Below are 20,954 nucleotides of genomic sequence, written 5' to 3' on the forward strand. Positions count from 1 at the left end.
TTCGTGTGCCTCATCGCTTCCCGTTGTCAATCCAGGAAGGGCGATGAGCGTTACACTTCATGTCTGTATCACCTGCCGCGCCGGCCAGACGCTGGGCGAAGGTGAGGCCGCGCCCGGTGCGCGCCTGCATGCCGCGCTCGTCGAGGCCGGCGTGCCTGATGACGTCAATCTGGTTCCCGTGGAATGCCTGTCGGCGTGCAGCCAGGGGTGCTCGGTCGCGCTCAGCGCGCCGGGGCGATGGTCCTATGTCTACGGCCGCTTGTCCGAAGCCAATGCCAGGGATGTGATCGCCGGCGCGTCCGCCTATGCGGCGGCGCCCGACGGCATCGTGCCGTGGCGCAGCCGTCCCGAAATCTTCCGCAAGCAATCGCTCGCCCGCATTCCACCTCTTCCCGTCGTGCCGGAGGCCGCCGAATGACTACCCTCGCCAAGGTTCCGGTCACCGTCGTGACCGGCTTTCTCGGATCCGGCAAGACGACGCTGATCCAGCACCTGATCCGCAACGCCAACGGCAAGAAGCTCGCGGTGCTGGTCAACGAATTCGGCAGCGAAGGTGTCGATGGCGACATCCTGAAATCCTGCGCCGATGCCAATTGCCCGAGCGAGAACATCGTCGAGCTCGCCAATGGCTGCATCTGCTGCACCGTCGCCGACGATTTCATCCCGGCGATGGAGCAGTTGTTGGCGCGACCCGTGAAGCCCGATCACATCGTGATCGAGACATCGGGCCTCGCTTTGCCGAAGCCGTTGCTCAAGGCGTTCGACTGGCCGGAGATCCGTTCGCGGATCACGGTCGACGGCGTGATCGCGCTGGCCGATGCCGAGGCCGTCGCCGCCGGCCGCTTTGCGCCTGACGTGGCCGCGGTCGAGGCGCAACGCGCGGCCGATGAGAATCTCGATCACGAGACGCCGCTGTCGGAGGTGTTCGAGGACCAGATCGCCTGTGCCGATGTCGTGCTGCTGACCAAGGCCGATCTCGCTGGGGCGGAGGGGATCAAGGCGGCGAAAGAAGTGATCGCGGCCGAGATGCCGCGCGAGGTGCCGATGCTGCCGATCGTCGACGGTGCCATCGATGCCCGCGTGATCCTGGGCCTTGAGGCGGCGGCGGAGGATGACCTCGCGTCACGGCCCTCGCATCACGACGGCGAGGAGGAGCACGAGCACGACGATTTCAATTCGGTGGTGATCGATCTTCCGGAGGTTACGGATATCGATGCGTTGGTGGCCTCGATCAAGGGGTTGGCGCGCGAGCAGAACGTGCTGCGCGCCAAAGGCTATATCGCGGTCGAAGGCAAGCCGATGCGGTTGCTGGTGCAATCGGTCGGCGAGCGGGTGCGGCATCAGTTCGACATGCCCTGGGGCATGCGCCCGCGGCAGTCGAAGCTGGTCGTGATCGGCGAACACGGCGATATCGATGAATCCGCGATCAGGGCGCGGCTTGGTGTCTGATGCATGTCGTCTTCCGCGAGAGCCGCGGCCTTGAAGAGACCGCGACGCCAAGGGACCTCGGCCAGGATCCGGCCGATCTCGTGGTGTTGTCGTTTTCCGACAGCGATCTCGCTGCGTTCGCGGCCGGTTGGCGTCGCGGCCGCGCCGCGCTGCCGCCGCTGCGGCTCGCCAATCTCGCGGAGCTGCGCCATCCGCTGTCGGTCGACACCTATATCGAGCGGACGCTGTCGCACGCGCGCGGCATCCTGATCCGGCTGATCGGCGGCGAGCCCTATTGGTCATACGGGCTGGCCGCGGTGCACCGTCTGGCAAAGGAACGCGGCATCGCTTTGGTGGTGCTGCCGGCGGACGGACGCGACGATCTGCGGCTTGATGAATTTTCGACCTTGCCGGTGTCGACACTGCGTCGCCTGAAAGTGCTGTGCGACAAGGGCGGGCCGGTTGCCGCACAGGCCGTGATCGCGCAACTGGCGCTGGCGTCCGGGCTCTATGCCGGACCTGTTGTCGGCGAGATCGATCTTCCCGAGATCGGCGTCTACGATTCCGGGCGCGGTGCGGTCGCGGCGCTGCCGGCGTCGGATGGCCGGCCGCTCGTGCTGGTGACCTTCTATCGTTCGTATCTGGCGGCCGGCGACACGGCGCCGGTCGATGCACTGATCGATGCATTGCGGGCGAAGGGATTCGAGGCCCACGGCGTCTTCGTCACGTCGCTGAAGGCGGCTGGCGTCGCCGATTGGCTGCGCGGCCAGTTCGTGCGATCCCCGCCGGCCGCCATTGTCAACGCAACCGCGTTCTCCGCGGCTGGCGATGACGGCGCGAGCCCGTTCGACGCCGTAGCGTGTCCGGTGTTCCAGGTCGCCCTATCCACGGCGCGGCGCGAGGATTGGACGGAGTCGCTGCGTGGCCTTTCGCCCGGCGATTTGGCGATGCATGTCGTGCTGCCGGAGGTCGACGGCCGCCTGTTTGCCGGCGTCGTCAGCTTCAAATCACCGGGCGAGCGCGATGCCGATCTGCAGTTCGCGCATCTGGCACATCGGCCGGATGCCGAGCGCGTCGCAGCTGTTGTCGCGCGGGTCGCAGCCTGGCATCGGCTTGCGAGCAAGCCGGCGCAAGACAAGACGCTCGCGCTCGTGCTCACGAACTACCCGGGCCGTCCGCATCAGATCGCGCATGCCGTGGGCCTCGATGCGCTGGCTTCGGTCGAGACATTGCTGGCCGATCTCGCCGCCGCGGGATTTGATCTTGAGCCGGCGGGGTCGCTGGGCAACGTGCTGCTCCGCTCGAAACTGACATGGGGCGTCGCCGACTATCGCGCGGCGATCTCCGGCCTCCCGCAGCAGCTGCAGGACGATCTCGCGCGCGCATGGGGCGCGCCGGAGCATGATCCGGATTGCCGAGACGGCGCCTTCCATTTCGCAGCGATCGAATGGGGCAAGTCGGTCATTGCGGTTCAGCCGGAGCGCGGTGAGGTTGGGCAGCGCGACGCCGATTATCACGATCTCTCGCGCACGCCGCGCCATGCCTATGTCGCGTTTTATCTGTGGCTACGGCAGCAGGACATCGATGCCGTGGTCCATATGGGCGCGCATGGTACGCTGGAATGGCTACCCGGCAAGTCGGTTGCGCTGTCACCCGTGTGCTGGCCGGAGGCGCTGATCGGCGATCTGCCTGTCGTCTATCCTTTCATCGTCAACGATCCCGGCGAGGCGGCGCAGGCCAAGCGCCGGATCGGTGCGGTGACGATCGGTCATCTACCGCCGCCGCTGGCGCAGGCCGCGGTCCCGGAAGGCTTGCGTAAGCTCGAGCGCCTGCTCGATGAATATTCGACTGCCGATGGCCTCGATCCGGCGCGGCGGCAGCGCCTGATTGCAGCGATCCGCGAGGAGGCGCGGATCGCAGGTCTGGAGGACGATCTCGGTCTCGCGGCGTCGGTCTCGGCCGCCGAGGCGATTCCGCAGATTGATCGTTTCGTCTGCGATCTCAAGGAAAGCCAATTTGGCGACGGCCTGCATGTGTTCGGGCAGGGCGCTTGCGCCGACGCGGAGAAGGCCGCGTTGCGCGCGGCGCTCGCGGGTCGGCGTGTCGCGCCGGGACCGTCGGGATCGCCCTATCGCGGGCGCAGCGACGTGCTGCCGACCGGGCGCAATCTGTTTGCGGTCGATCCGCGCGCGGTGCCGACGCCGTCGGCGCATGCGCAGGGCGTGAGGCTTGCCGAGGAGCTGCTGCGTCGTCATTTGCAGGATCACGGCGACTGGCCGAAAGGACTGGTCGTCGATCTCTGGGGATCGTCGACGATGCGCACCGCCGGTGAGGATTTCGCGATGGCCCTGCATCTCGCCGGCATCGCGCCGCGCTGGGATCACGGGTCGGGCCGGGTAGTCGGCTACGACATCATTGCGCCGGCGGAGCTCGGCCGTCCCCGCATCGACGTCACGCTGCGCGTGTCGGGCTTGTTCCGCGACGTCTTTTCCGGGCTGGCCCAATTGTTCGAAGCGGCGAGCGAGGCGTTGTCCGAGCGCAACGATGAGGGCGACGAGAATCCTTACCGGCAGCGCATCTCGCGCGTGTTCGGCCCACGCCCCGGACACTATGGGGCCGGCATTGCGTCGATCCTTGATGTCTTTACGCCGGAGGCGCGCGAGGCGGCCGGCGAAGCCTGGTTGTCGGCATCGTCGTGGGCGCTCGCGGCCGACGGCGAGATGCGGCCTGATCGTGCCGGGATCGAAGCCAGGCTCGCTGCTGCCGACAGTTTTGTTCATACCCAGGACTTGCCGGAGACCGATTTGCTGCTGGCCGCCGACTACGCCGCGCATGAGGCCGGCATCGCCGCCGCGGCCCGGCGGCTCGGCGCAACGGCCCCGTCGCTCTATCACCTCGATGCAACACGGCCGGATCAGCCGCATGCCCGCTCACTGACCGAGGAGATCTCGCGGGTGGTGCGCTCGCGCGCCGCCAATCCGGCCTGGATCGCCGGCATGATGCGCCATGGCTTCCGTGGTGCTGCCGAGATATCAGCGACGCTTGAGCACATGGCGGCGTTCGCGCATCTTGCCGGCGCGGTGCCACCGCATCTGTTCGATCTTTATTACGATGCGACGCTCGGCAATGACGAGGTTCGCACGTTCATGGCGCGGGAGAATCCGGCGGCGCTGGCAGCGATCGAGACCTGCTTCACCCGCTTGCGTGACGCCTCGCTGTGGCAGACGCGGCGGAACTCGATCGCGGCGGCGTTGCAGGAGGCCTCATGAGCGCGATCGCGGTCAAGGGCTGGTGCCCCGGCGCGCTGCGACCGATGCAGTCGGGAGATGGCCTCGTGCTGCGCATTCGCCCGCGCGGGGGAAGGCTGGAGGCCGCACAGGCTGCGGGTGTTGCAGAGTTGGCGGGGCAATACGGCAACGGCCTGATCGACCTGACTAGCCGTGCCAATCTGCAGATCCGCGGCGTTAGCGATGCAGGCTATCAGCCCTTGATCGATGGGCTCGCCGGGCTCGACTTGCTGGACCCGGACTCGGGCACCGAGGCCCAGCGCAACGTGCTGGTGACGCCGTTCTGGGCGACCGATGACGAGACGCCCTTGCTTGCTGCCGAGCTTGAGCGCGCACTTGCCAGTACTTCGCTCGATCTTCCCACCAAGTTCGGCTTCGCGATCGATGATGGCCGCGAGCGCGTGCTTACCCGCGCGTCGGCGGATGTCAGGATCGAGCGCGATCGCAACGGGGGACTGCTGGTGCGCGCCGATGGCGCGCAATTCGGGCTTTCAGTGACGCGGAGCGAGGCTGTGCAAGTGGCACTGGCGCTGGCTGAATGGTTCGTCGCCTCCGGCGGCGCTCAGGGCGAGAAACGACGGATGGCGGCTCATCTGGCCAGTGGCGTCAGGTTGCCCGGCTCCCTTCGTGGCGATGCCGAGCCCGTGGCCCGATCGCCAGAGCCTGCGCCGGGCCTCTATCCGACTGGTGCGATGGTCGGCATTGCCTTCGGGCAAATGCCGCACCAGACGCTCGGCGATCTCGCCGCCTGCGGGCGGGCCCTTCGCATGACGCCGTGGCGGATGCTGCTGGCGGAGGGGATGCGCGAGATACCCCATCGGGTCGACCTCGTCACTGAGGCCGATGATCCGGCGCTGCGCGTGATCGCGTGCAGCGGCGCGCCGCGCTGCGCCGAGGCGCATGCCGATACGCGGACGCTGGCGTCGGTGCTCGCGCGGCATATCCCGGCAGAATTCCGGCTCCACGTCTCCGGTTGCGCCAAAGGCTGTGCCCATTCAGGTTCTGCCGACGTCACCCTCGTCGCGTCGCGCGACGGCTTCGATCTCGTTCGATGCGGCACGACGCGGGATGCGCCGGTCCTGCGCGGGCTGACCAGCGCCGCCATCATCGCCAATCCCTCCGTGCTGATGGGAGGCGATTGATGCCGCACATTTATGAGACCGACGGCGCGGCGATCTATCGGCAGTCCTTTGCCACGATCCGGTCCGAAGCTGATCTTGCGCGCTTCACGCCCGACGAGGAGCCGGTGGTCGTGCGCATGATTCATGCCGCGGGCATGGTGGGCCTGGAGACGTATGTCCGCTTCACGCCCGGAATGGCCGCGCGCGCCCGCGCCGCCTTGCAGGCGGGCGCGCCGATCCTCTGCGACGCGCGCATGGTGTCGGAGGGGATCACGCGCGCCCGGCTGCCGGCCGGCAACGCTGTGATCTGCACGCTCGGTGATCCCAGAATTGCCGCGCTCGCGCAGTCGATGCGCAACACGCGCTCCGCTGCTGCGCTCGAACTGTGGCGGCCGCATCTCGGCGGTGCCATCGTCGCGATCGGCAACGCGCCGACTGCGCTGTTTCATCTGCTCAACATGCTGGAGGACGCCGATTGCCCACGGCCGGCGGCGATCATCGGCTGTCCGGTCGGCTTTGTCGGCGCGTCCGAGTCCAAGGCGGCATTGATGGCTGGGCCGCCCGTGCCGGCGCTGACCGTCGAGGGACGGCTCGGCGGGTCGGCGATCACGGTTGCCGCGGTCAATGCGCTGGCGAGCCGGAGCGAATGACGATGGGACGCATCATCTGCTGCGGGCTCGGCCCCGGCGATCCGGACCTGATGAGCGTGCGCGCCGACCGCACGGTGCGTGCCGCGAAGCATGTCGCCTACTTCCGCAAGAAGGGGCAGGTGGGGCAGGCGCGGCGCATCGTCGAAGGCATGCTCGCCGCTAGCGTCAACGAATATCCGATGGAGTATCCCGTCACCACGGAGATCGCGTTCGACAGTCCGGATTATGCGCGGCTGCTCGCCGATTTCTATGACGCATGGGCCGAGCGGCTGGCGCGGCTCGCGCGTGAGAGCGATGTCGTCGTGCTTTGCGAGGGCGATCCCTATTTCTACGGCTCGTTCATGCACCTGCATGCGCGCCTGCAGGGGCGCGTCGAAATCGAGGTGGTCGCCGGCATTCCCGGCATGGTCGGCTGCTGGAATGCGGTGGGCCGGCCGATCGCGCTCGCCGACGATGTGACCACGGTCCTGATGGGCACGCTGCCGGAAGCCGAGCTTGCGCAGCGAATGCGGAGCTCCGACGCGCTGGTCGTGATGAAGACCGGCCGCAATCTTCCGAAGATCCGCCGCGCGCTCGCCTCCGCGGGCCGTCTCGACGATGCGTGGCTGGTCGAGCGCGGCACCATGCCGGATCAGCGCATCGCGAGGCTCGCTGAGATCGGCGAGGCCGACGCTCCGTATTTTGCGATCGTGCTGGTGCACGGGCAGGGGCAGCGCAGGGAGGCGGCGCCATGACCGGCACGCTGACCATCGCTGGATTGGGGCCGGGCGACGAGGCGCTGATCACGCCGGAAGTCACGGCTGCGCTCGCGGCGGCGACCGACATCGTCGGCTATGCGCCGTACGTGACGCGCGTGCCGCCGCGCGCCGGGCTCACGCTGCATCCTTCGGACAATCGCGTCGAGTTGCAGCGCGCCGGCGAGGCACTGCGGCTGGCGTCCGAGGGGCGCCACGTCGTCGTGGTGTCCTCCGGCGATCCCGGTGTGTTCGCGATGGCATCGGCCGTGTTTGAAGCGCTGCAGGACGCGCCGCAGTGGCACGACCTCGCGATTCGCGTTCTCCCCGGCGTGACCGCGATGCTGGCGGCGGCGGCGAGCGCCGGCGCGCCGCTCGGCCATGATTTCTGCGCAATCAATCTCTCCGACAATCTCAAGCCATGGCCGCTGATCGAGAAGCGGTTGCGGCTCGCCGCTGAAGCCGACTTCGCGATCGCGATGTACAATCCGCGTTCGGCCAGCCGCCCTGATGGCTTTGCGCGGACGCTCGAGATTTTGAAAGAGGCGGGGTGCGGCGAGCGCATCGTGATTTTCGCTCGCGCCGTCAGCACGCCCGAGCAACGGATCGAGACGGTCGAGCTGCGCGACGCCGGGCCCGAGATGGCCGATATGCGGACGCTCGTGATTGTCGGCAATTCGGCGACGCGGCGGGTCGGCCGCTGGGTCTATGCGCCGAGGCAGGTCCGATGACCAAGCCACTCCATCACGTCACCGACACGCTCAACCCGCGGCCGGTCCGGCAGATGCGGCCGCGTGATCATGATGACGGGAAGGTCAAGCGCGCGGGCGGCGTCGATCTTGGCGCGTGCGCCGGTTCCGCCGGAGTTGCGGGCAACGATCCACGCGATGCGACGCTCGCGCATCATCTCGAGTTCGTTCTCGAGCGTGAATGGTCCACGCGAGACGATGATCTCTGCATCGGGCAATGGCAGCGTTTCCCCCGGCGGATCGACAAATCGCAGCGTATAGGCATGCTGCGGTTTCGCGCTGAATGGCGCGATGTGCTGACGCCCGATCGCGAGGAACACGTTGGTGTGGCTGTCCGGCAACGCCGCGACCGCGGCTACGGCGTCGGCGACCTCGATCCAGCGATCGTCGGAAGTTCTCACCCATGGCGCGCGTTCGAGCGCGAGCAACGGTGTTCCGGTTTGCGCGCAGGCGGCGATCGCATTGCGGGTCATTTCGGCCGCGAACGGATGCGTCGCGTCGATCACATGCGTGATGGCTGCGCGATCCAGATAATCGGCAAGACCGTTGACGCCGCCGAAGCCGCCGATCCGCGTCGGCAGCGGCTGTTCGGCAGGAGCCGCGGTACGGCCGCCGTAGGAATAGATCGCCTCGATGCCGGCGCGGGCAATCGCTGCGGCAAGCAAATTGGCATCGGCCGTTCCGCCCAGGATCAGGGCGCGCATCATGAGTAATCCCTGGTTGACCATCATCGGTATCGGCGAAGATGGCCTTGCCGGGCTCTCCGATGCAAGCCGAAAGGCGCTTGGTGAAGCGGAGGTGGTGTTCGGCGGCGAGCGGCACCTTGCGCTGGCGGGCATCACCGATCGAGGCCGCGCATGGCCGGTGCCGTTCGATACGGACATCGTGCTTGAATGCCGCGGCCGTCCGACAGCCGTGCTTGCCTCGGGCGATCCGTTCTGGCATGGCGCGGGCGGAAGCCTCGTCGAGAAGCTGCAACCCGGCGAATGGATCGCACACTCCGCGCCGTCCACATTCTCGCTCGCGGCCGCGCGCTTGGGCTGGCGGCTTGAGAATGTCGTCTGCCTCGGCCTTCATGCCGCACCGTTCGAACGGTTGTTGTCGCATCTGGCGCGCGACGCACGGATCATCTGCCTGCTGCGGGATGGCAAGGCGGCCTCCGATCTGGCGGGCTGGCTCACCGAACGCGGCTGGGGACCGTCGGCGATGTCGATGCTGTCCGCGCTCGGCGGACCGCGCGAGTCCATCACGCAGCATCGCGCGGACCGTTTTTCAGGCGATACGGGCGACGGCTTGGTCGCGGTTGCGCTGGAGGCGAGGGGAGGCCAGGGGATCGCACGCAGCTCGGGTCTTCCCGATGCGCTCTTTGTTCATGACGGGCAGTTGACCAAGCGGCCGGTGCGTGCGCTCGCGCTGTCGGCGCTTGCGCCGCGGCCTGGAGAGCGGCTGTGGGACGTCGGCGCCGGCTCGGGCTCGATCTCGATCGAGTGGACGTTGTGCGGCGGAACGGCGATCGCGGTCGAAGCCCGCGGCGAACGCGCCGCCAATATCCGCAGCAATGCGGCGAGTTTCGGCCTGGCGCATCGGATCACCGTGATCGAAGGCGAGGCGCCGGGCATTCTGTCAGACCTTGCGGCGCCGGATGCCGTGTTCATCGGCGGCGGCCTCGATGCTGCGATGTTCGATGCGATCTGGCTGCGCATCGCGCCGGGAACGCGGCTGGTGGCGCATGCGGTGACGCTGGAGACCGAGGCGCTGCTGTCCGATCTGCACCAGCGCCATGGCGGCGAGCTGATGCGCCTCGAGATCGCCCAGGCCGAGCCGTTGGGGCGATATCGTTCCTGGAAGGCGGCGCGGCCGATCGTGCAATGGAGCGCTATCCGATGAAGGTCGCGGGCCTGGGATTCACGAGCAATGCCAGCGTCGCGTCGTTGCGCGATGCGCTCGACGCCGCCGGCGGTGCCGAAGGCCTTGCGGCGGTTGCCACAGTGAGTGACAAGGCGGATGCGGCGGCGTTGAAAGTGCTGGCGCGGGAGTTGGGGTTGCCGATCTGCGGCATTCCCGCCGAGCTATTGGCTGACGTGAAGACCACGACGCAATCCGAGTTGATCAGAGCCAGGTTCGGAACGGGCTCGGTGGCCGAAGCCGTAGCGCTCGCGGCCGCCGGGCGTGATGCGCGCCTGATCGCGGTCCGGGCGACGTCGCAGGATCGGATGGCCACTGCCGCGATCGCGGAAGGAGACGATCAATGACGGTGCATTTCATCGGCGCCGGGCCTGGCGCTGCCGACCTGCTGACCTTGCGCGGCCGCGACCTGATCGCCTCGTGCCCGGTCTGTTTCTATGCTGGATCGCTGGTGCCCGCGGGTGTTCTGGCGCATTGCCCGAAGGATGCGCGGATCGTCAACACCGCGCCGCTGTCGCTTGACGAGATCATCGCCGAGATCGCGGCGGCGCATGCCGAGGGCAAGGATGTCGCGCGGCTGCATTCGGGCGACCTCTCGATCTGGTCGGCGATGGGGGAACAGTTGCGCCGGTTGCGCGTGTTGAATATTCCGTATTCGGTGACACCCGGCGTGCCTGCGTTCTCGGCGGCCGCGGCGGCCTTGGAGTCGGAGCTCACGCTGCCGGGTCTTGCGCAATCGGTGGTGCTGACGCGCACGCCGGGCCGCGCGAGCGCGATGCCGGATGGCGAGACGCTCGCGGCCTTCGCCGCGACCGGCGCGGTGCTCGCGATTCATCTGTCGATCCATTTGCTCGACAAGGTCATCGCCGAGTTGACGCCACACTATGGCGCGGATTGCCCGGTGGCGATCGTCTGGCGCGCGAGCTGGCCGGATCAGCGCATCGTGCGTGCCACGCTGGCGACGCTCGATGCCGCGGTTGGTCCTGAGCTCGAACGCACCGCGCTGATCCTGGTCGGCAAGACGCTGGGCGCCGGCGATTTCGCCGAAAGCCGTCTCTACGCGGCTGATTATGACCGCCGCTACCGCCCGGTGGGAGAGACGCCGCGCTTTCCGGAAACATCGCGATGACTGAGGGGCTCGTGATCTCGGCACCGGCGTCGGGCGTCGGCAAGACGACATTGACGCTGGCGTTGGCGCGTGCCTATCGCAATCGCGGCCTGAAGGTGCAATGCCTCAAGAGCGGGCCTGATTACATCGATCCCGCCTTTCACGCGGTCGCGACGGGGCGCGCATCGGTCAACATCGATAGCTGGGCGATGGCGCGCGAGGCGATCGCGCATCTGGCAAGCCGCGGCGCCGATGCCGATCTCGTGCTGGCCGAAGGCTCGATGGGATTGTTCGACGGCGTCGCGACGCGTGGCCTGTCCGGCACCGGCGCCACCGCCGACATTGCCGAGATGATGGGTTGGCCGGTGTTGCTGGTGATCGATCCCTCCGGCCAGGCGCAGACGGCGGCAGCGGTCGCGGCGGGATTGCGCGATTTCCGCGCCGGCGTGCGGCTAGCGGGCGTCGTTCTTAACCGCGTCGCCAGTGCGCGGCACGAAGCGCTGGTGCGCAGCGCCATGGAAGGCACAGGCATTGCGGTGCTGGGTACGCTGCCGCGTCATGCCGAGATCGCCCTGCCGAAGCGGCATCTCGGCCTGGTGCAGGCCGAGGAGCAGGCCGAGATCGATGGCCTGATCGATGAAGCCGCGCGCTTCGTCGCCGAGCATGTCGATCTCGACGCTGTGCTGCAATCGGCGCGGGCCCGGTCGTCGCAATCGACCACGCGCAGCCTGGGCATCACGCCGCCCGGCCAGCGCATCGCGCTCGCGCGGGACGCCGCCTTCTCGTTCGTTTACCCGCATATGCTGGAAGCCTGGCGCGCGGCTGGAGCCGAGATCGTGACGTTCTCGCCGCTCGCCGATGAAGGCCCCGATGCGAACGCTGATGTGTGCTGGCTGCCTGGCGGCTATCCTGAACTGCATGCCGGCCGGCTTGCCGCCAACAGGCGATTCCTCGGCGGCTTGCGCTCCTTCGCCGAGACCAAGCCGGTGCATGGCGAGTGCGGCGGCTACATGGTGCTGGGCACAGCGTTAACCGATGCCGAAGGTGTGCACCACGCGATGGCGGGGTTGCTCGGCCTCGAGACCAGCTATGCCAAGCGCCGCATGCATCTGGGTTACCGGCTTGCCGAACTCGTTGCGCCGATGCCCGGCCAAGGTCCCGGTGCGCGCCTGCGCGGCCACGAGTTCCATTACTCGACGATCATCGCGCAGCCGGACACGCCGCTCGCGGTGGTGTGCGATGCGACCGGCGCGACCGTTGCGGAGACCGGATCGCGGCGCGGCAATGCAACCGGAACATTCTTCCATCTGATTGCGGAGGACAGATGAGCGGTTTCGTCTCCTTCGTCTCGGCCGGTCCCGGCGATCCCGAACTCCTGACGTTGAAGGGCGCCGCGCGGCTGCGCGAGGCCGACGTGGTGCTCTATGACGACCTCGCATCGGGCGCGATCCTCGATCTCGCGCGCGCCGGCGCCAATCTCGTCGCGGTCGGCAAGCGCGCCGGGCGGCTGTCGGCTCGGCAGCATCATGTCAGTCGTCTGCTGGTCGACTATGCGGCGACCGGCGGGCGGGTGGTGCGGCTGAAATCCGGCGATGCCGGCATTTTCGGACGGCTCGAGGAGGAGATCGACGCGCTGCGCGCGGCCGGCATCGGCTACGAGATCATTCCCGGCGTGACCTCGGCCTCGGTTGCCGCAGCCCAGGCCGGCATTCCGTTGACGCGACGGCTGACCTCGCGCCGGGTGCAGTTCGTCACCGGCGCCGATGTCACCGGCGGCTTGCCCGCGGATCTGAATTGGGCGGCGCTGGCCGATCCGGAAGCGACCACGGTCGTCTATATGGGGCGGCGCACCTTCCCGGCGCTGGCCGCACAGCTGATCGCGCACGGACTCGCCCCGAATACGCCCGCGCTGTTGGCGGAGTCCCTCGGCCATGCCGACGAGCGGCTTCATCGCAGCACGATCGCAGAGCTGGCCGAACAGCTCACGCATGCCGATATTGCCACGGCGGCTGCGATCATCCTGTTCGGCGCGCTGGCGCCGGAAGACAAGTGATGCGGCGATGTTGACGCTGTCCCTGATCGGTATCGGTTGCGGCGATCCGCGGCAGCTCACCCTCGCTGCGATCGCTGCGATCAACGCCGCTGACCTGATTCTGATCCCGCGCAAGGGGACCGCGAAGTCGGACCTCGCCGAATTGCGCCGAACGATCTGCGCGCAAGCCTTGAGCAATAACCGCACGCGGATGGTCGAATTCGACCTGCCGGTGCGTGACGCCGCCGAGGAGAACTATCGCAAGGGCGTCGACGATTGGCACGATGCGGTCGCCGCGACCTGGTCGCAGGAAATCGCGCGCCATCTCGTCGGCGAGGGCCGCGTCGCGCTGCTGATCTGGGGCGATCCCTCGCTCTACGATTCGAGCCTGCGGATCGCGCAACGGCTCGATCCGCGGCCCTCGATCGAAACGATCCCGGGCATCACCTCGATCCAGGCGCTGTGCGCGGCGCACGCGCTGCCGCTCAACGAGATCGGCGAGCCGTTCCTCGTCACGACTGGCCGGCGGCTGCGCGAGGGCGGCTGGCCCGCCGGTGTCGACACCATCGTTGTGATGCTCGACGGCGGCGCCGCCTTCCAGACGCTGGATGCTGCGGGCCTGACGATCTGGTGGGGCGCCTATCTCGGCATGCCCGATCAGATCATCATGGCGGGGGATCTCGCGGAGATCGGTCTACGTATCGTCGCCGCGCGGCGAGAAGCGCGCGCGCAACACGGCTGGATCATGGACTGCTATGTCCTGAAGCGGAGATCGTGATCGGGGATTGCGCCGGCATGCGATGCGCCGTGGCCAATCAGGTCTTCAACCCGCGAATGGACGGCTGGATGGTGAGGCGATAGGCAACGAGCCTGTCGCCCTCGAACTGCTCGAGCGTTGTCTCGCAGACGGGGCAGCGATACTCGCCCTTGCTTGCTGATCCGGATGCCAGCTCAAGGCGTCGGAATCCAGCCCCGCAGCGCGGACATGTGACGTCGTCCTTCTTCATCGACCCACCCCAGAGCAACACCGGCGTATTTTGTAACCCAGACCGCGCGGCGGAACTATGGTCATGGCGGAGGGCTGCGGACCGTTCGTGCATGGGAACAAACGATGCACCGGCACCGGGCGGGAGGCCACGCCGCCGATCGCGCCGAACGGAGGCCATTCCGCAAATCCGGCAACGGGTTATGCTTGGCCTTAAGCGGCCTTGGGCCGCCGTGCCTGCGCAGCAACAGCGGCTGCCATGTTGCCGTGTTCGAGGGATGCTGCGCCTCAATCCGCCGGCGTGCGCGATCGCCGGTGTGCGCGAGGGCCCACCGGCGCTCAATCGCGATCAGCCGAGATCTATTGCCTGGTCAGACGAACCGCGTCCTGCCTCAGCAAGTAAAGCGAGACGGCGAGCAGGACGACGTCCTTCATCAGGAAGGGCACGTTGCCGGTCATCGCGGGGAAACCTCCGGCGGCAACGTCCCAGCCATCGGGCATGAACGGGATGATGGTGACGGTTGCGATGAAGGTGCCGGTCGAGCCAAGCGCGCCGAGCACGCCGGGCCGCTTGTCCCAGAAGCCTGCGAGCAGCAGGGATCCGAACGTCCACTCCGAGGCGCCGAGGAAGTAGCTGGCGCCGGAATGGCCGAAGGCCGGATACAGCCACCAGATCAGCGGCCCGTTGCTGATGAACGGCACCAGCCGTTTGAATTCGTAGGGGAACCACTTCTGGTACCCGAAGAACAGGAACATGATCACCATCGCGGCGCGGACGACGTGATAGTCGAGATCCTCGGCGAGCAGGCCGGACCTGTACAGTGCGCGAACAATCCGGTTGTCAGCTGTGCTGGAAAGCGTTGTCATGGTCGTGATCCCTTGTGTGACATCGCCCGGTCGCTTCACGCGACGGCGGGGAAGTCGATGTCGGTGTCGTTGATGCGGTTAAAGACGTTGGTGAAGATGATGGTCGCGAACGCCAGGCTGATCTCGACCAGTTGCGCGTCGCTGTAGCCGGCAGCCTTGATCGCGGCGAAGTCCTCGTCACTCACGGTGCCGCTCGACTGCGCGAGCTTGCGAACGAAGCCGATCAGCGTGTCCTGCCTGGCATCGCCGGTAAGTGCGCCGTCGCGGATCTGCTTCAATGCGTCGGCCTTGACGCCGGCAAGCTTGGCGAGATGGGAATGCGCGGCGACACAGTAATCGCAGCCACCGGCGGTGCTGACCACGAGCTTGATGATTTCCCGATCGCGCTTGGACAGGCTGCCGCCGGCCAGCACCGCATCCGCGGCGAGGATCGACTTGAGCGCGGCAGGGCCGTGGGCGGCGACGGCCGCATAGGCGTTCGGGACGCTGCCGGCCGCCTTCTTGATCTGGGCGTAGATCTGGCCGGACGGGCCGGTATCGGTTTCGAGGTTAGGGACTGAGAGGCGAGACATGATGCAACTCCATGTTTGCGATTGTGAGCAAGTACGGAGTGACAATAGGAGCGTGAAATGAGACATTGAATGTCCATATTGCTCGAATATATGCTCAATCGTCTCATAAATTGCCTCGGGGGAACATGGTCGTGGATTGGCTCAGTCGGCTGTTCGAAATGATGCCGGTGCGCGGGCGGCTCGATATTCGCTGCAGTTACAGCGTCCCCTGGCGTATCGAGCAGGGCCCGGGTGTGACCAACGAGATCCCCTATCACGCGGTGCTTGCCGGCTCGGCGATTCTGGACGATCCCGCGGGCGGACAGCCGTTGCTGCTGAAGGCCGGAGACATCCTGCTGCTTCCCGGCAACCCGCGACACGTGATGCACGACGGAAGCGGGGCGGCGCCGCTGCAGGCGCGTAACCGGGCGGCGCGGAATTTCACGATCAGCGAAAACCTCGGCTCGGACGAGCGGCTTGACCTGCTGTGCGGGCATTTCGCGATTGCACCTCCGCACGACCGTCTGTTGCGCAGTTATCTTCCGCCGCGTCTTGTGGTGCATGCCGGCGCAGGTACGGAAAAGGGGACGGCTGCCCAGCTCGCCGGACTTGTGTCCCTGATGCGCAGCGAAACGGCCGACGATCATCTCGGCGGCCACGCCATGCTCAACGCGCTGTCGACGGCAATGTTCGCGCTGGTGTTGCGGCTTGCGAGCGAGAGCGATGCAATGTCACAGGGACTTCTCGCTCTGGTCGGCGATCCCAGGCTCGCGCCGGCGGTGGCCGCCATGTTCAACGCGCCTGCGCACGCATGGTCGCTGCCGGAGCTGGCGCGCCTGTGCAACATGTCGCGCGCCACGCTGGCGCGGCAGTTCCAGGAGAAGCTCGGGCGATCGGCGAACGATCTGCTCACCGACATCAGGATGACGCTCGCAGCAAATGAGTTGAAGGTATCATCGCTTTCGACCGGCGCCGTTGCTGAGATGGTCGGTTATCAATCGGAGGCCGCCTTTCAGCGCGCCTTCAAGAGCCATATGGGCGTGACGCCGGCACAGTGGCGAAGAGCGCAGCCACCGGAACCAGACGTGTCGCCGGGACCTGCTGCATCGGCTGATCGGAACGGGAGTTCGCCGATTGTAGATGCGTAGGTATGCCCGCGTTGCGCGTAAAGCGCAGCGCGCAGCCGATCCAGCATCGGCTCAGGACTTGCGATGCCTGGCGTTGACCGCGATTGCCGCGGCTGCGGTGCGGTTCTCGACCCCGAGCTTGGCGTAGATCTGCTCGAGATGCTTGTCGACGGTGCGCGGGCTTAAGCCCAGGATTTGCGCGATGTCGCGGTTGGTCTTGCCCTTCGAGAGCCACGACAGCACTTCGCCCTCGCGGGTGGTGAGGCCGAGCTCGCTCGAGAATTCGGCCGGCATGTCGCCGCTGGTGTCCTTGGCGAGCCGCAGCAGGAACTCGTTGGGACCGAGCTTGCCCATATATTGCAGCCGTAGCTGCTCATTGCCGGGGAAAGACGCCACCGTCGCGGTCTTCTTTCCCGCCGTACCCTTCTGCGCCTGCTCGAGCCATTGCGGCATCGGCTCCGGCAGCACGAAATTGTCCGCGGCGTCGGCGAGTGTGTCCGACAGCAGCCGCTGCGCCTGCGGCGTCGCCCAGAGCAGCGCGCCTGACCTGTTGACCGCGAGCAGGTAGCGGCCGGAGACGTCGAGCGCGGCGCGGGCGCTCTGCGTCATCCGCGCATTGGCGAGATGGACCCGGATCCGCGCCAGCATCTCCTCGACCACGATCGGCTTGGTCACATAGTCGACGCCGCCGGCCTCCAGCCCGCGCACGATGTGCTCGGTTTCGGCCAGCCCCGTCATGAAGATGATCGGCACGCCGTCGAGCCCGGCGTCGCGCTTCAGCCGCCGGCAAGTCTCGAAGCCGTCCATGCCCGGCATCACGGCATCGAGCAGCACGATGTCGGGGGTGATCTGGTCGACGATGCGCATCGCAGAGGCGCCGTCGAGCGCGACCATCACGGTCATGCCGGCGCCGTCGAGCGCGTCGGTCAGCAGGCGCAACGTCTCCGGAGAGTCGTCGACGACGAGCGCGACGTCGCGCTTTCTTGGTTCAATGGTCATAGCTGTGCAATGTCTTCAACGTCGCCATGTATTGATCGAGATCGAAGCGGTCGATCAGCGTGCGCATCTGGCCGACGAAGTCGGCATGTTCGGGATGTTCATTGCCGATCTCGTCGAGCTTGAGCTGGATCGCCCTGATATAGCCGAGCTGGCCGAGGCCGATCAGCTCCTCGACATAGCTCACCGGCGGGCGCGAACCGCTGTCGGGCTTCCATTGCGCAGGCGAGGCCGGCTCGGCCTCGTACTGCCATTCGATCTTGAGCAACTGCCGGATGGTCTCGAGCAGCCGCGGGATGTCGATCGGCTTCATCAGATAACCGTCGTGGAATGGCTGCGCCAGCGGCGCGCCATGGGCCTCCAGCGCGCTCGCCGAGATCATCAGGATACGCGCCTGGTGATGGCCCTCGGAGCGCAGGGTTTCGGCGATCGTCCAGCCGTCCATGCCGGCCATCGAGATATCGAGCAGGAACATGTCGGGACGGCAGTGCTGCGCCAACGCAAGGCAGCCCGGTCCATCCGGTGCGCTGAGCAGGATGAAGCCGAGCGGCGCCAGGATTTCGCGCAGCAGGTCGCGATGGGTCGGATCGTCGTCGGTGATCAGGATCGTCTTGCGCGGACCGTGATAGCCGTACACGGGAGCATCGACCGGCGCATCGCGGCGCGGATTGGTGACCTCGGACAGCAAGAGCTTGACGCGGAATGTGCTGCCGGTGCCGACCGTGCTCAGAACCTTGATGTCGCCGCCCATCACGCCCGCGAGCAGGCGGCTGATGGTCAGGCCAAGCCCGGTGCCGGTCTGCGGCTGGGTGACGCCGAGCGCGCCGCGCTCGAACGGCGCGAAGATCCGCTCGATGTCGTCGGGCTGGATGCCCGGCCCGGTATCGATCACCTCGAACTCGGCGACCGGGCTGCGGTAATGCACCACGAACTGCACCTGTCCGGATTGGGTGAACTTGATCGCATTCGAGAGCAGGTTGATCAGGATCTGCCGCAGCCGCTTCTCGTCCGCATAGACCACGACCGGCAGCACGGCGGGTCGCCTGAACACGAAGTTGATGCCTTTTGCTGCCGCCTGCAGGCGGAACATGCCGACCAGCTGCTCGAGGAAATCGTTCAGCCGCACCTCGTCGCGCGACAGATAGAGACGGCCGGCCTCGATCTTGGAGATATCGAGAATGCCGTCGATCAGCCCCGACAAATGATCGGCGCTGCGGCGAACCACGCGCACCTGCTCGCGCGGCCGAATGTGGAGACTGTCGTCCTGCTCCAGTAGCTGCGCGTAGCCGGAGATCGCATTCAGCGGCGAGCGGAGCTCGTGGCTGAGGCCCACTACGTAGCGGCTCTTGGCAAGATTGGCTGACTCGGCGACTTCCTTGGCGCGCTGCAGCTCGGCATCGGTGCGCTTGTGGGCGTCGATTTCCTGGATCAGCAGCGTGGTTTGCCGCTTGGTCTCTTCCTCCGCGGCGCGCCGGCTCTGTTGCGCCAGCACGAACAGCCAGGCGACGACGCCGATGATCAGGGTCAGCGCGAAGAACACCTTCCACAGCACGTCGGCCAACAATTCGTTGGCGTGCACGGCTGCCGTGGTCTGTAAATAGATCAGGCCGAGCACCAGCGCCACAAGGCCGGCCGAAACCGCGAACACACCGAGGTAATGGCCGAGCTGCGAATTGAGGCGGGCATAGATCGGCTGCGGCATCACCCTGCCGAGCGCGTCCGAGACCTGCGCGCCGATCCGGCCATGCGGCTTGCAGAGGTCGTGGCAGCGCGCGTCGAGCGAGCAGCACAGCGAGCAGATCGGCCCGGCATAGGCCGGGCAGGAGGCCATGTCCTCGGGTTCGAACGCATGCTCGCAGATGCAGCACTGGATCGATTCAATGTTCTGCCAGCTCCGTTTCGGCTTGCGCGCGATGTAGTACTTGCCGTCGGTCGCCCAGGCAATCAGGGGCGCGGTGATGAACGCGACCGCGAGCGCCACAAAGGCGGACAGCGCCTTCGCGGTCGGGCCGAACAGGCCGTAGAACGCGCTGATCGAGACCACGGTCGCGATCGTCATCGCACCGACGCCGACCGGATTGATGTCGCAGAGATGCGCGCGCTTGAACTCGATGTGCTGCGGCCGCAGGCCGAGTGGCTTGTTGATGACGAGATCGGCCACCAGCGCGCCGACCCAGGCGATCGCGACGTTGGAGTAGAGCGCCAGCGTCTGCTCCAGCGCCTTGTAGACGCCGATCTCCATCAACAGCAGCGCGACGACGACGTTGAACACCAGCCAGACGACGCGGCCGGGATGCGAGTGGGTGAGCCGGGAGAAGAAGTTCGACCAGGCGATCGAGCCGGCATAGGCGTTGGTGACGTTGATCTTGACCTGCGACAGGATCACGAAGGTGCCGGTCAGCGCCATCGCGAGATCCGGCTGCGACAGCACGTAACGGAAGGCCTCGAGATACATGTTGGCGGGCTCGGCCGCATGCTCGGCCGATACGCCGTGGCTGAGTGCGAAGAAGGCGAGGAACGAGCCGGCCAGCAGCTTGAGCGCGCCGAGCACGATCCAGCCCGGACCGGCGCCGAGCAGCGCGATCCACCAGGCCTTGCGCGAGGTGCGGCGGTCGCGCGGCAGGAAGCGCAGGAAGTCGACCTGCTCGCCGATCTGGGCCACCAGCGCGAACACCACCGAGGCCGCGGTGCCGAACAGCAGCAGATCGAGACTCCCTGCGGGATCGCCGTGATCGCCGGCGAATGTGCGCCACTCGGTGAAGGAATGCGGATTGGCCCAGGCGATCGCCGCGAACGGCATGATGTGGAGGATGATCCACAGCGGCTGCGTCCAGAGCTGGAAGCGGCTGATCAGCGTGATGCCGTAGATGACCAGCGGAATGATCACGACCGCGCTGATCAGATAGCCGATCGGCCGCGGGATGCCGAAGCACATGTCGAGCGCGCTGGCCAGGATCACCGCCTCGATCGCGAAGAAGATGAAGGTGAAGGAGGCGTAGATCAGCGAGGTGATGGTCGAGCCGATATAGCCGAACCCGGCCCCGCGGGTCAGCAGGTCGATATCGATGCCGCATTTGGCGGCGTGATACGCGATCGGCAGCCCGCACAGGAAGATGATGACGCTGACGACCAGGATCGCGGCCGAGGCGTTCATCGCGCCGTAGTTCAGCGTGATGGTGCCGCCGATCGCCTCCAGCGCCAGGAAGGAGATCGCGCCGAGGGCGGTGTTGGCAACGCGGGCGGCGGACCAGCGCCGCGCGCTCTTGGCGGTGAAGCGCAGCGCGTAGTCTTCCAGCGTCTGGTTGGCGACCCATTGATTGTATTGGCGCCTGACGCGGTCTATCCGCTGCCGCCCTGCCACTTCGCTCTTACTCCTGGTCCACGATGCGCTGATCGCGGGCAAATCCCGTACCA

At 66.8% G+C, this 20,954-nt stretch carries 20 protein-coding genes; 14 read left to right on the forward strand and 6 right to left on the reverse strand.

Going from position 1 to position 20,954, the window contains the following annotated elements; translation table 11 throughout:
• The first annotated feature begins 43 nt into the window (after nt 1–43).
• The 7 genes from ACVMB0_RS21810 to cobJ are packed head-to-tail and all read left to right on the forward strand — an operon-like array spanning nt 44 to nt 7,951.
• Nucleotides 44–418, forward strand: coding sequence for a DUF1636 family protein (locus ACVMB0_RS21810; RefSeq protein WP_456798296.1), 375 nt, complete (start codon nt 44–46; stop codon nt 416–418).
• Entirely contained in the window at nt 415–1,449 is a 1,035-nt protein-coding gene (gene cobW / locus ACVMB0_RS21815) for a cobalamin biosynthesis protein CobW (RefSeq protein ID WP_461347625.1), read from the forward strand. The genes ACVMB0_RS21810 and cobW overlap by 4 nt, the downstream gene beginning before the upstream one ends.
• Nucleotides 1,449–4,697, forward strand: coding sequence for a cobaltochelatase subunit CobN (gene cobN / locus ACVMB0_RS21820; RefSeq protein WP_461347626.1), 3,249 nt, complete (start codon nt 1,449–1,451; stop codon nt 4,695–4,697). Before cobW ends, cobN begins: the two co-directional genes overlap by 1 nt.
• Nucleotides 4,694–5,857, forward strand: a complete 1,164-nt coding sequence (gene cobG, locus ACVMB0_RS21825) for a precorrin-3B synthase (protein WP_461347627.1) — start codon at nt 4,694–4,696, stop codon at nt 5,855–5,857. Before cobN ends, cobG begins: the two co-directional genes overlap by 4 nt.
• Nucleotides 5,857–6,486, forward strand: a complete 630-nt coding sequence (locus ACVMB0_RS21830; RefSeq protein ID WP_461347628.1) for a precorrin-8X methylmutase — start codon at nt 5,857–5,859, stop codon at nt 6,484–6,486. Before cobG ends, ACVMB0_RS21830 begins: the two co-directional genes overlap by 1 nt.
• A gap of 2 nt (nt 6,487–6,488) precedes the next feature.
• Nucleotides 6,489–7,220 carry a precorrin-2 C(20)-methyltransferase gene (locus tag ACVMB0_RS21835; RefSeq protein ID WP_461349694.1) on the forward strand — a complete coding sequence of 244 codons (732 nt, stop codon included), beginning with the start codon at nt 6,489–6,491 and terminating at the stop codon, nt 7,218–7,220.
• Nucleotides 7,217–7,951 (forward strand): precorrin-3B C(17)-methyltransferase, encoded by a 735-nt coding sequence (gene cobJ, locus ACVMB0_RS21840; RefSeq protein ID WP_461347629.1) that lies wholly within the window; start codon nt 7,217–7,219, stop codon nt 7,949–7,951. The genes ACVMB0_RS21835 and cobJ overlap by 4 nt, the downstream gene beginning before the upstream one ends.
• On the opposite strand, the gene ACVMB0_RS21845 is transcribed toward cobJ, so the two are convergent.
• Nucleotides 7,927–8,676 carry a cobalt-precorrin-6A reductase gene (locus tag ACVMB0_RS21845; RefSeq protein ID WP_461347630.1) on the reverse strand — a complete coding sequence of 250 codons (750 nt, stop codon included), beginning with the start codon at nt 8,674–8,676 and terminating at the stop codon, nt 7,927–7,929. The two genes, cobJ and ACVMB0_RS21845, sit on opposite strands and share 25 nt — an antisense overlap.
• Here ACVMB0_RS21845 and cbiE point away from each other — a divergent pair.
• Genes cbiE through cobF form a run of 6 tightly spaced genes read left to right on the forward strand, consistent with a single transcriptional unit; the run spans nt 8,675 to nt 13,792 of the window.
• Nucleotides 8,675–9,856 (forward strand): precorrin-6y C5,15-methyltransferase (decarboxylating) subunit CbiE, encoded by a 1,182-nt coding sequence (gene cbiE / locus ACVMB0_RS21850; RefSeq protein WP_461347631.1) that lies wholly within the window; start codon nt 8,675–8,677, stop codon nt 9,854–9,856. The genes ACVMB0_RS21845 and cbiE overlap by 2 nt on opposite strands.
• Nucleotides 9,853–10,221, forward strand: coding sequence for a cobalamin biosynthesis protein (locus ACVMB0_RS21855; RefSeq protein WP_461349695.1), 369 nt, complete (start codon nt 9,853–9,855; stop codon nt 10,219–10,221). Before cbiE ends, ACVMB0_RS21855 begins: the two co-directional genes overlap by 4 nt.
• Nucleotides 10,218–11,003 (forward strand): precorrin-4 C(11)-methyltransferase, encoded by a 786-nt coding sequence (cobM, locus tag ACVMB0_RS21860; protein ID WP_461347632.1) that lies wholly within the window; start codon nt 10,218–10,220, stop codon nt 11,001–11,003. The genes ACVMB0_RS21855 and cobM overlap by 4 nt, the downstream gene beginning before the upstream one ends.
• A complete protein-coding gene (locus ACVMB0_RS21865) occupies nt 11,000–12,310 on the forward strand; it encodes a cobyrinate a,c-diamide synthase (RefSeq protein ID WP_461347633.1) in 1,311 nt (436 codons plus the stop codon). Before cobM ends, ACVMB0_RS21865 begins: the two co-directional genes overlap by 4 nt.
• Nucleotides 12,307–13,035, forward strand: a complete 729-nt coding sequence (gene cobA / locus ACVMB0_RS21870) for a uroporphyrinogen-III C-methyltransferase (protein WP_461347634.1) — start codon at nt 12,307–12,309, stop codon at nt 13,033–13,035. The genes ACVMB0_RS21865 and cobA overlap by 4 nt, the downstream gene beginning before the upstream one ends.
• Nucleotides 13,036–13,042: 7 nt before the next feature.
• On the forward strand, nt 13,043–13,792 hold the full coding sequence (gene cobF / locus ACVMB0_RS21875) for a precorrin-6A synthase (deacetylating) (protein WP_461347635.1): 750 nt from the start codon (nt 13,043–13,045) through the stop codon (nt 13,790–13,792).
• Nucleotides 13,793–13,829: 37 nt separating this feature from the next.
• Here the strand turns inward: cobF and ACVMB0_RS21880 are convergent, their stop codons facing one another.
• From ACVMB0_RS21880 to ACVMB0_RS21890, 3 genes are all read right to left on the reverse strand, one after another.
• Nucleotides 13,830–14,021: a hypothetical protein gene (locus ACVMB0_RS21880; RefSeq protein ID WP_456755625.1), complete on the reverse strand. Its 192-nt coding sequence runs from the start codon at nt 14,019–14,021 to the stop codon at nt 13,830–13,832.
• Between the two features lie 338 nt (nt 14,022–14,359).
• Nucleotides 14,360–14,866, reverse strand: coding sequence for a YkgB family protein (locus ACVMB0_RS21885; RefSeq protein WP_461347636.1), 507 nt, complete (start codon nt 14,864–14,866; stop codon nt 14,360–14,362).
• Nucleotides 14,867–14,901: 35 nt separating this feature from the next.
• On the reverse strand, nt 14,902–15,438 hold the full coding sequence (locus ACVMB0_RS21890) for a carboxymuconolactone decarboxylase family protein (protein ID WP_456755623.1): 537 nt from the start codon (nt 15,436–15,438) through the stop codon (nt 14,902–14,904).
• A gap of 125 nt (nt 15,439–15,563) precedes the next feature.
• Here ACVMB0_RS21890 and ACVMB0_RS21895 point away from each other — a divergent pair, with 125 nt between their 5' ends.
• Nucleotides 15,564–16,565, forward strand: a complete 1,002-nt coding sequence (locus ACVMB0_RS21895; protein WP_461349696.1) for an AraC family transcriptional regulator — start codon at nt 15,564–15,566, stop codon at nt 16,563–16,565.
• A gap of 51 nt (nt 16,566–16,616) precedes the next feature.
• On the opposite strand, the gene ACVMB0_RS21900 is transcribed toward ACVMB0_RS21895, so the two are convergent.
• The gene (locus tag ACVMB0_RS21900; protein ID WP_461347637.1) at nt 16,617–17,543 is read right to left on the reverse strand and encodes a response regulator; all 927 of its coding nucleotides are present in this window, start codon (nt 17,541–17,543) and stop codon (nt 16,617–16,619) included.
• Entirely contained in the window at nt 17,533–20,901 is a 3,369-nt protein-coding gene (locus tag ACVMB0_RS21905) for a hybrid sensor histidine kinase/response regulator (protein ID WP_461347638.1), read from the reverse strand. The genes ACVMB0_RS21900 and ACVMB0_RS21905 overlap by 11 nt, the downstream gene beginning before the upstream one ends.
• Nucleotides 20,902–20,954 lie beyond the last annotated feature (53 nt).

Source organism: Bradyrhizobium sp. USDA 4451 (genome assembly GCF_054822585.1).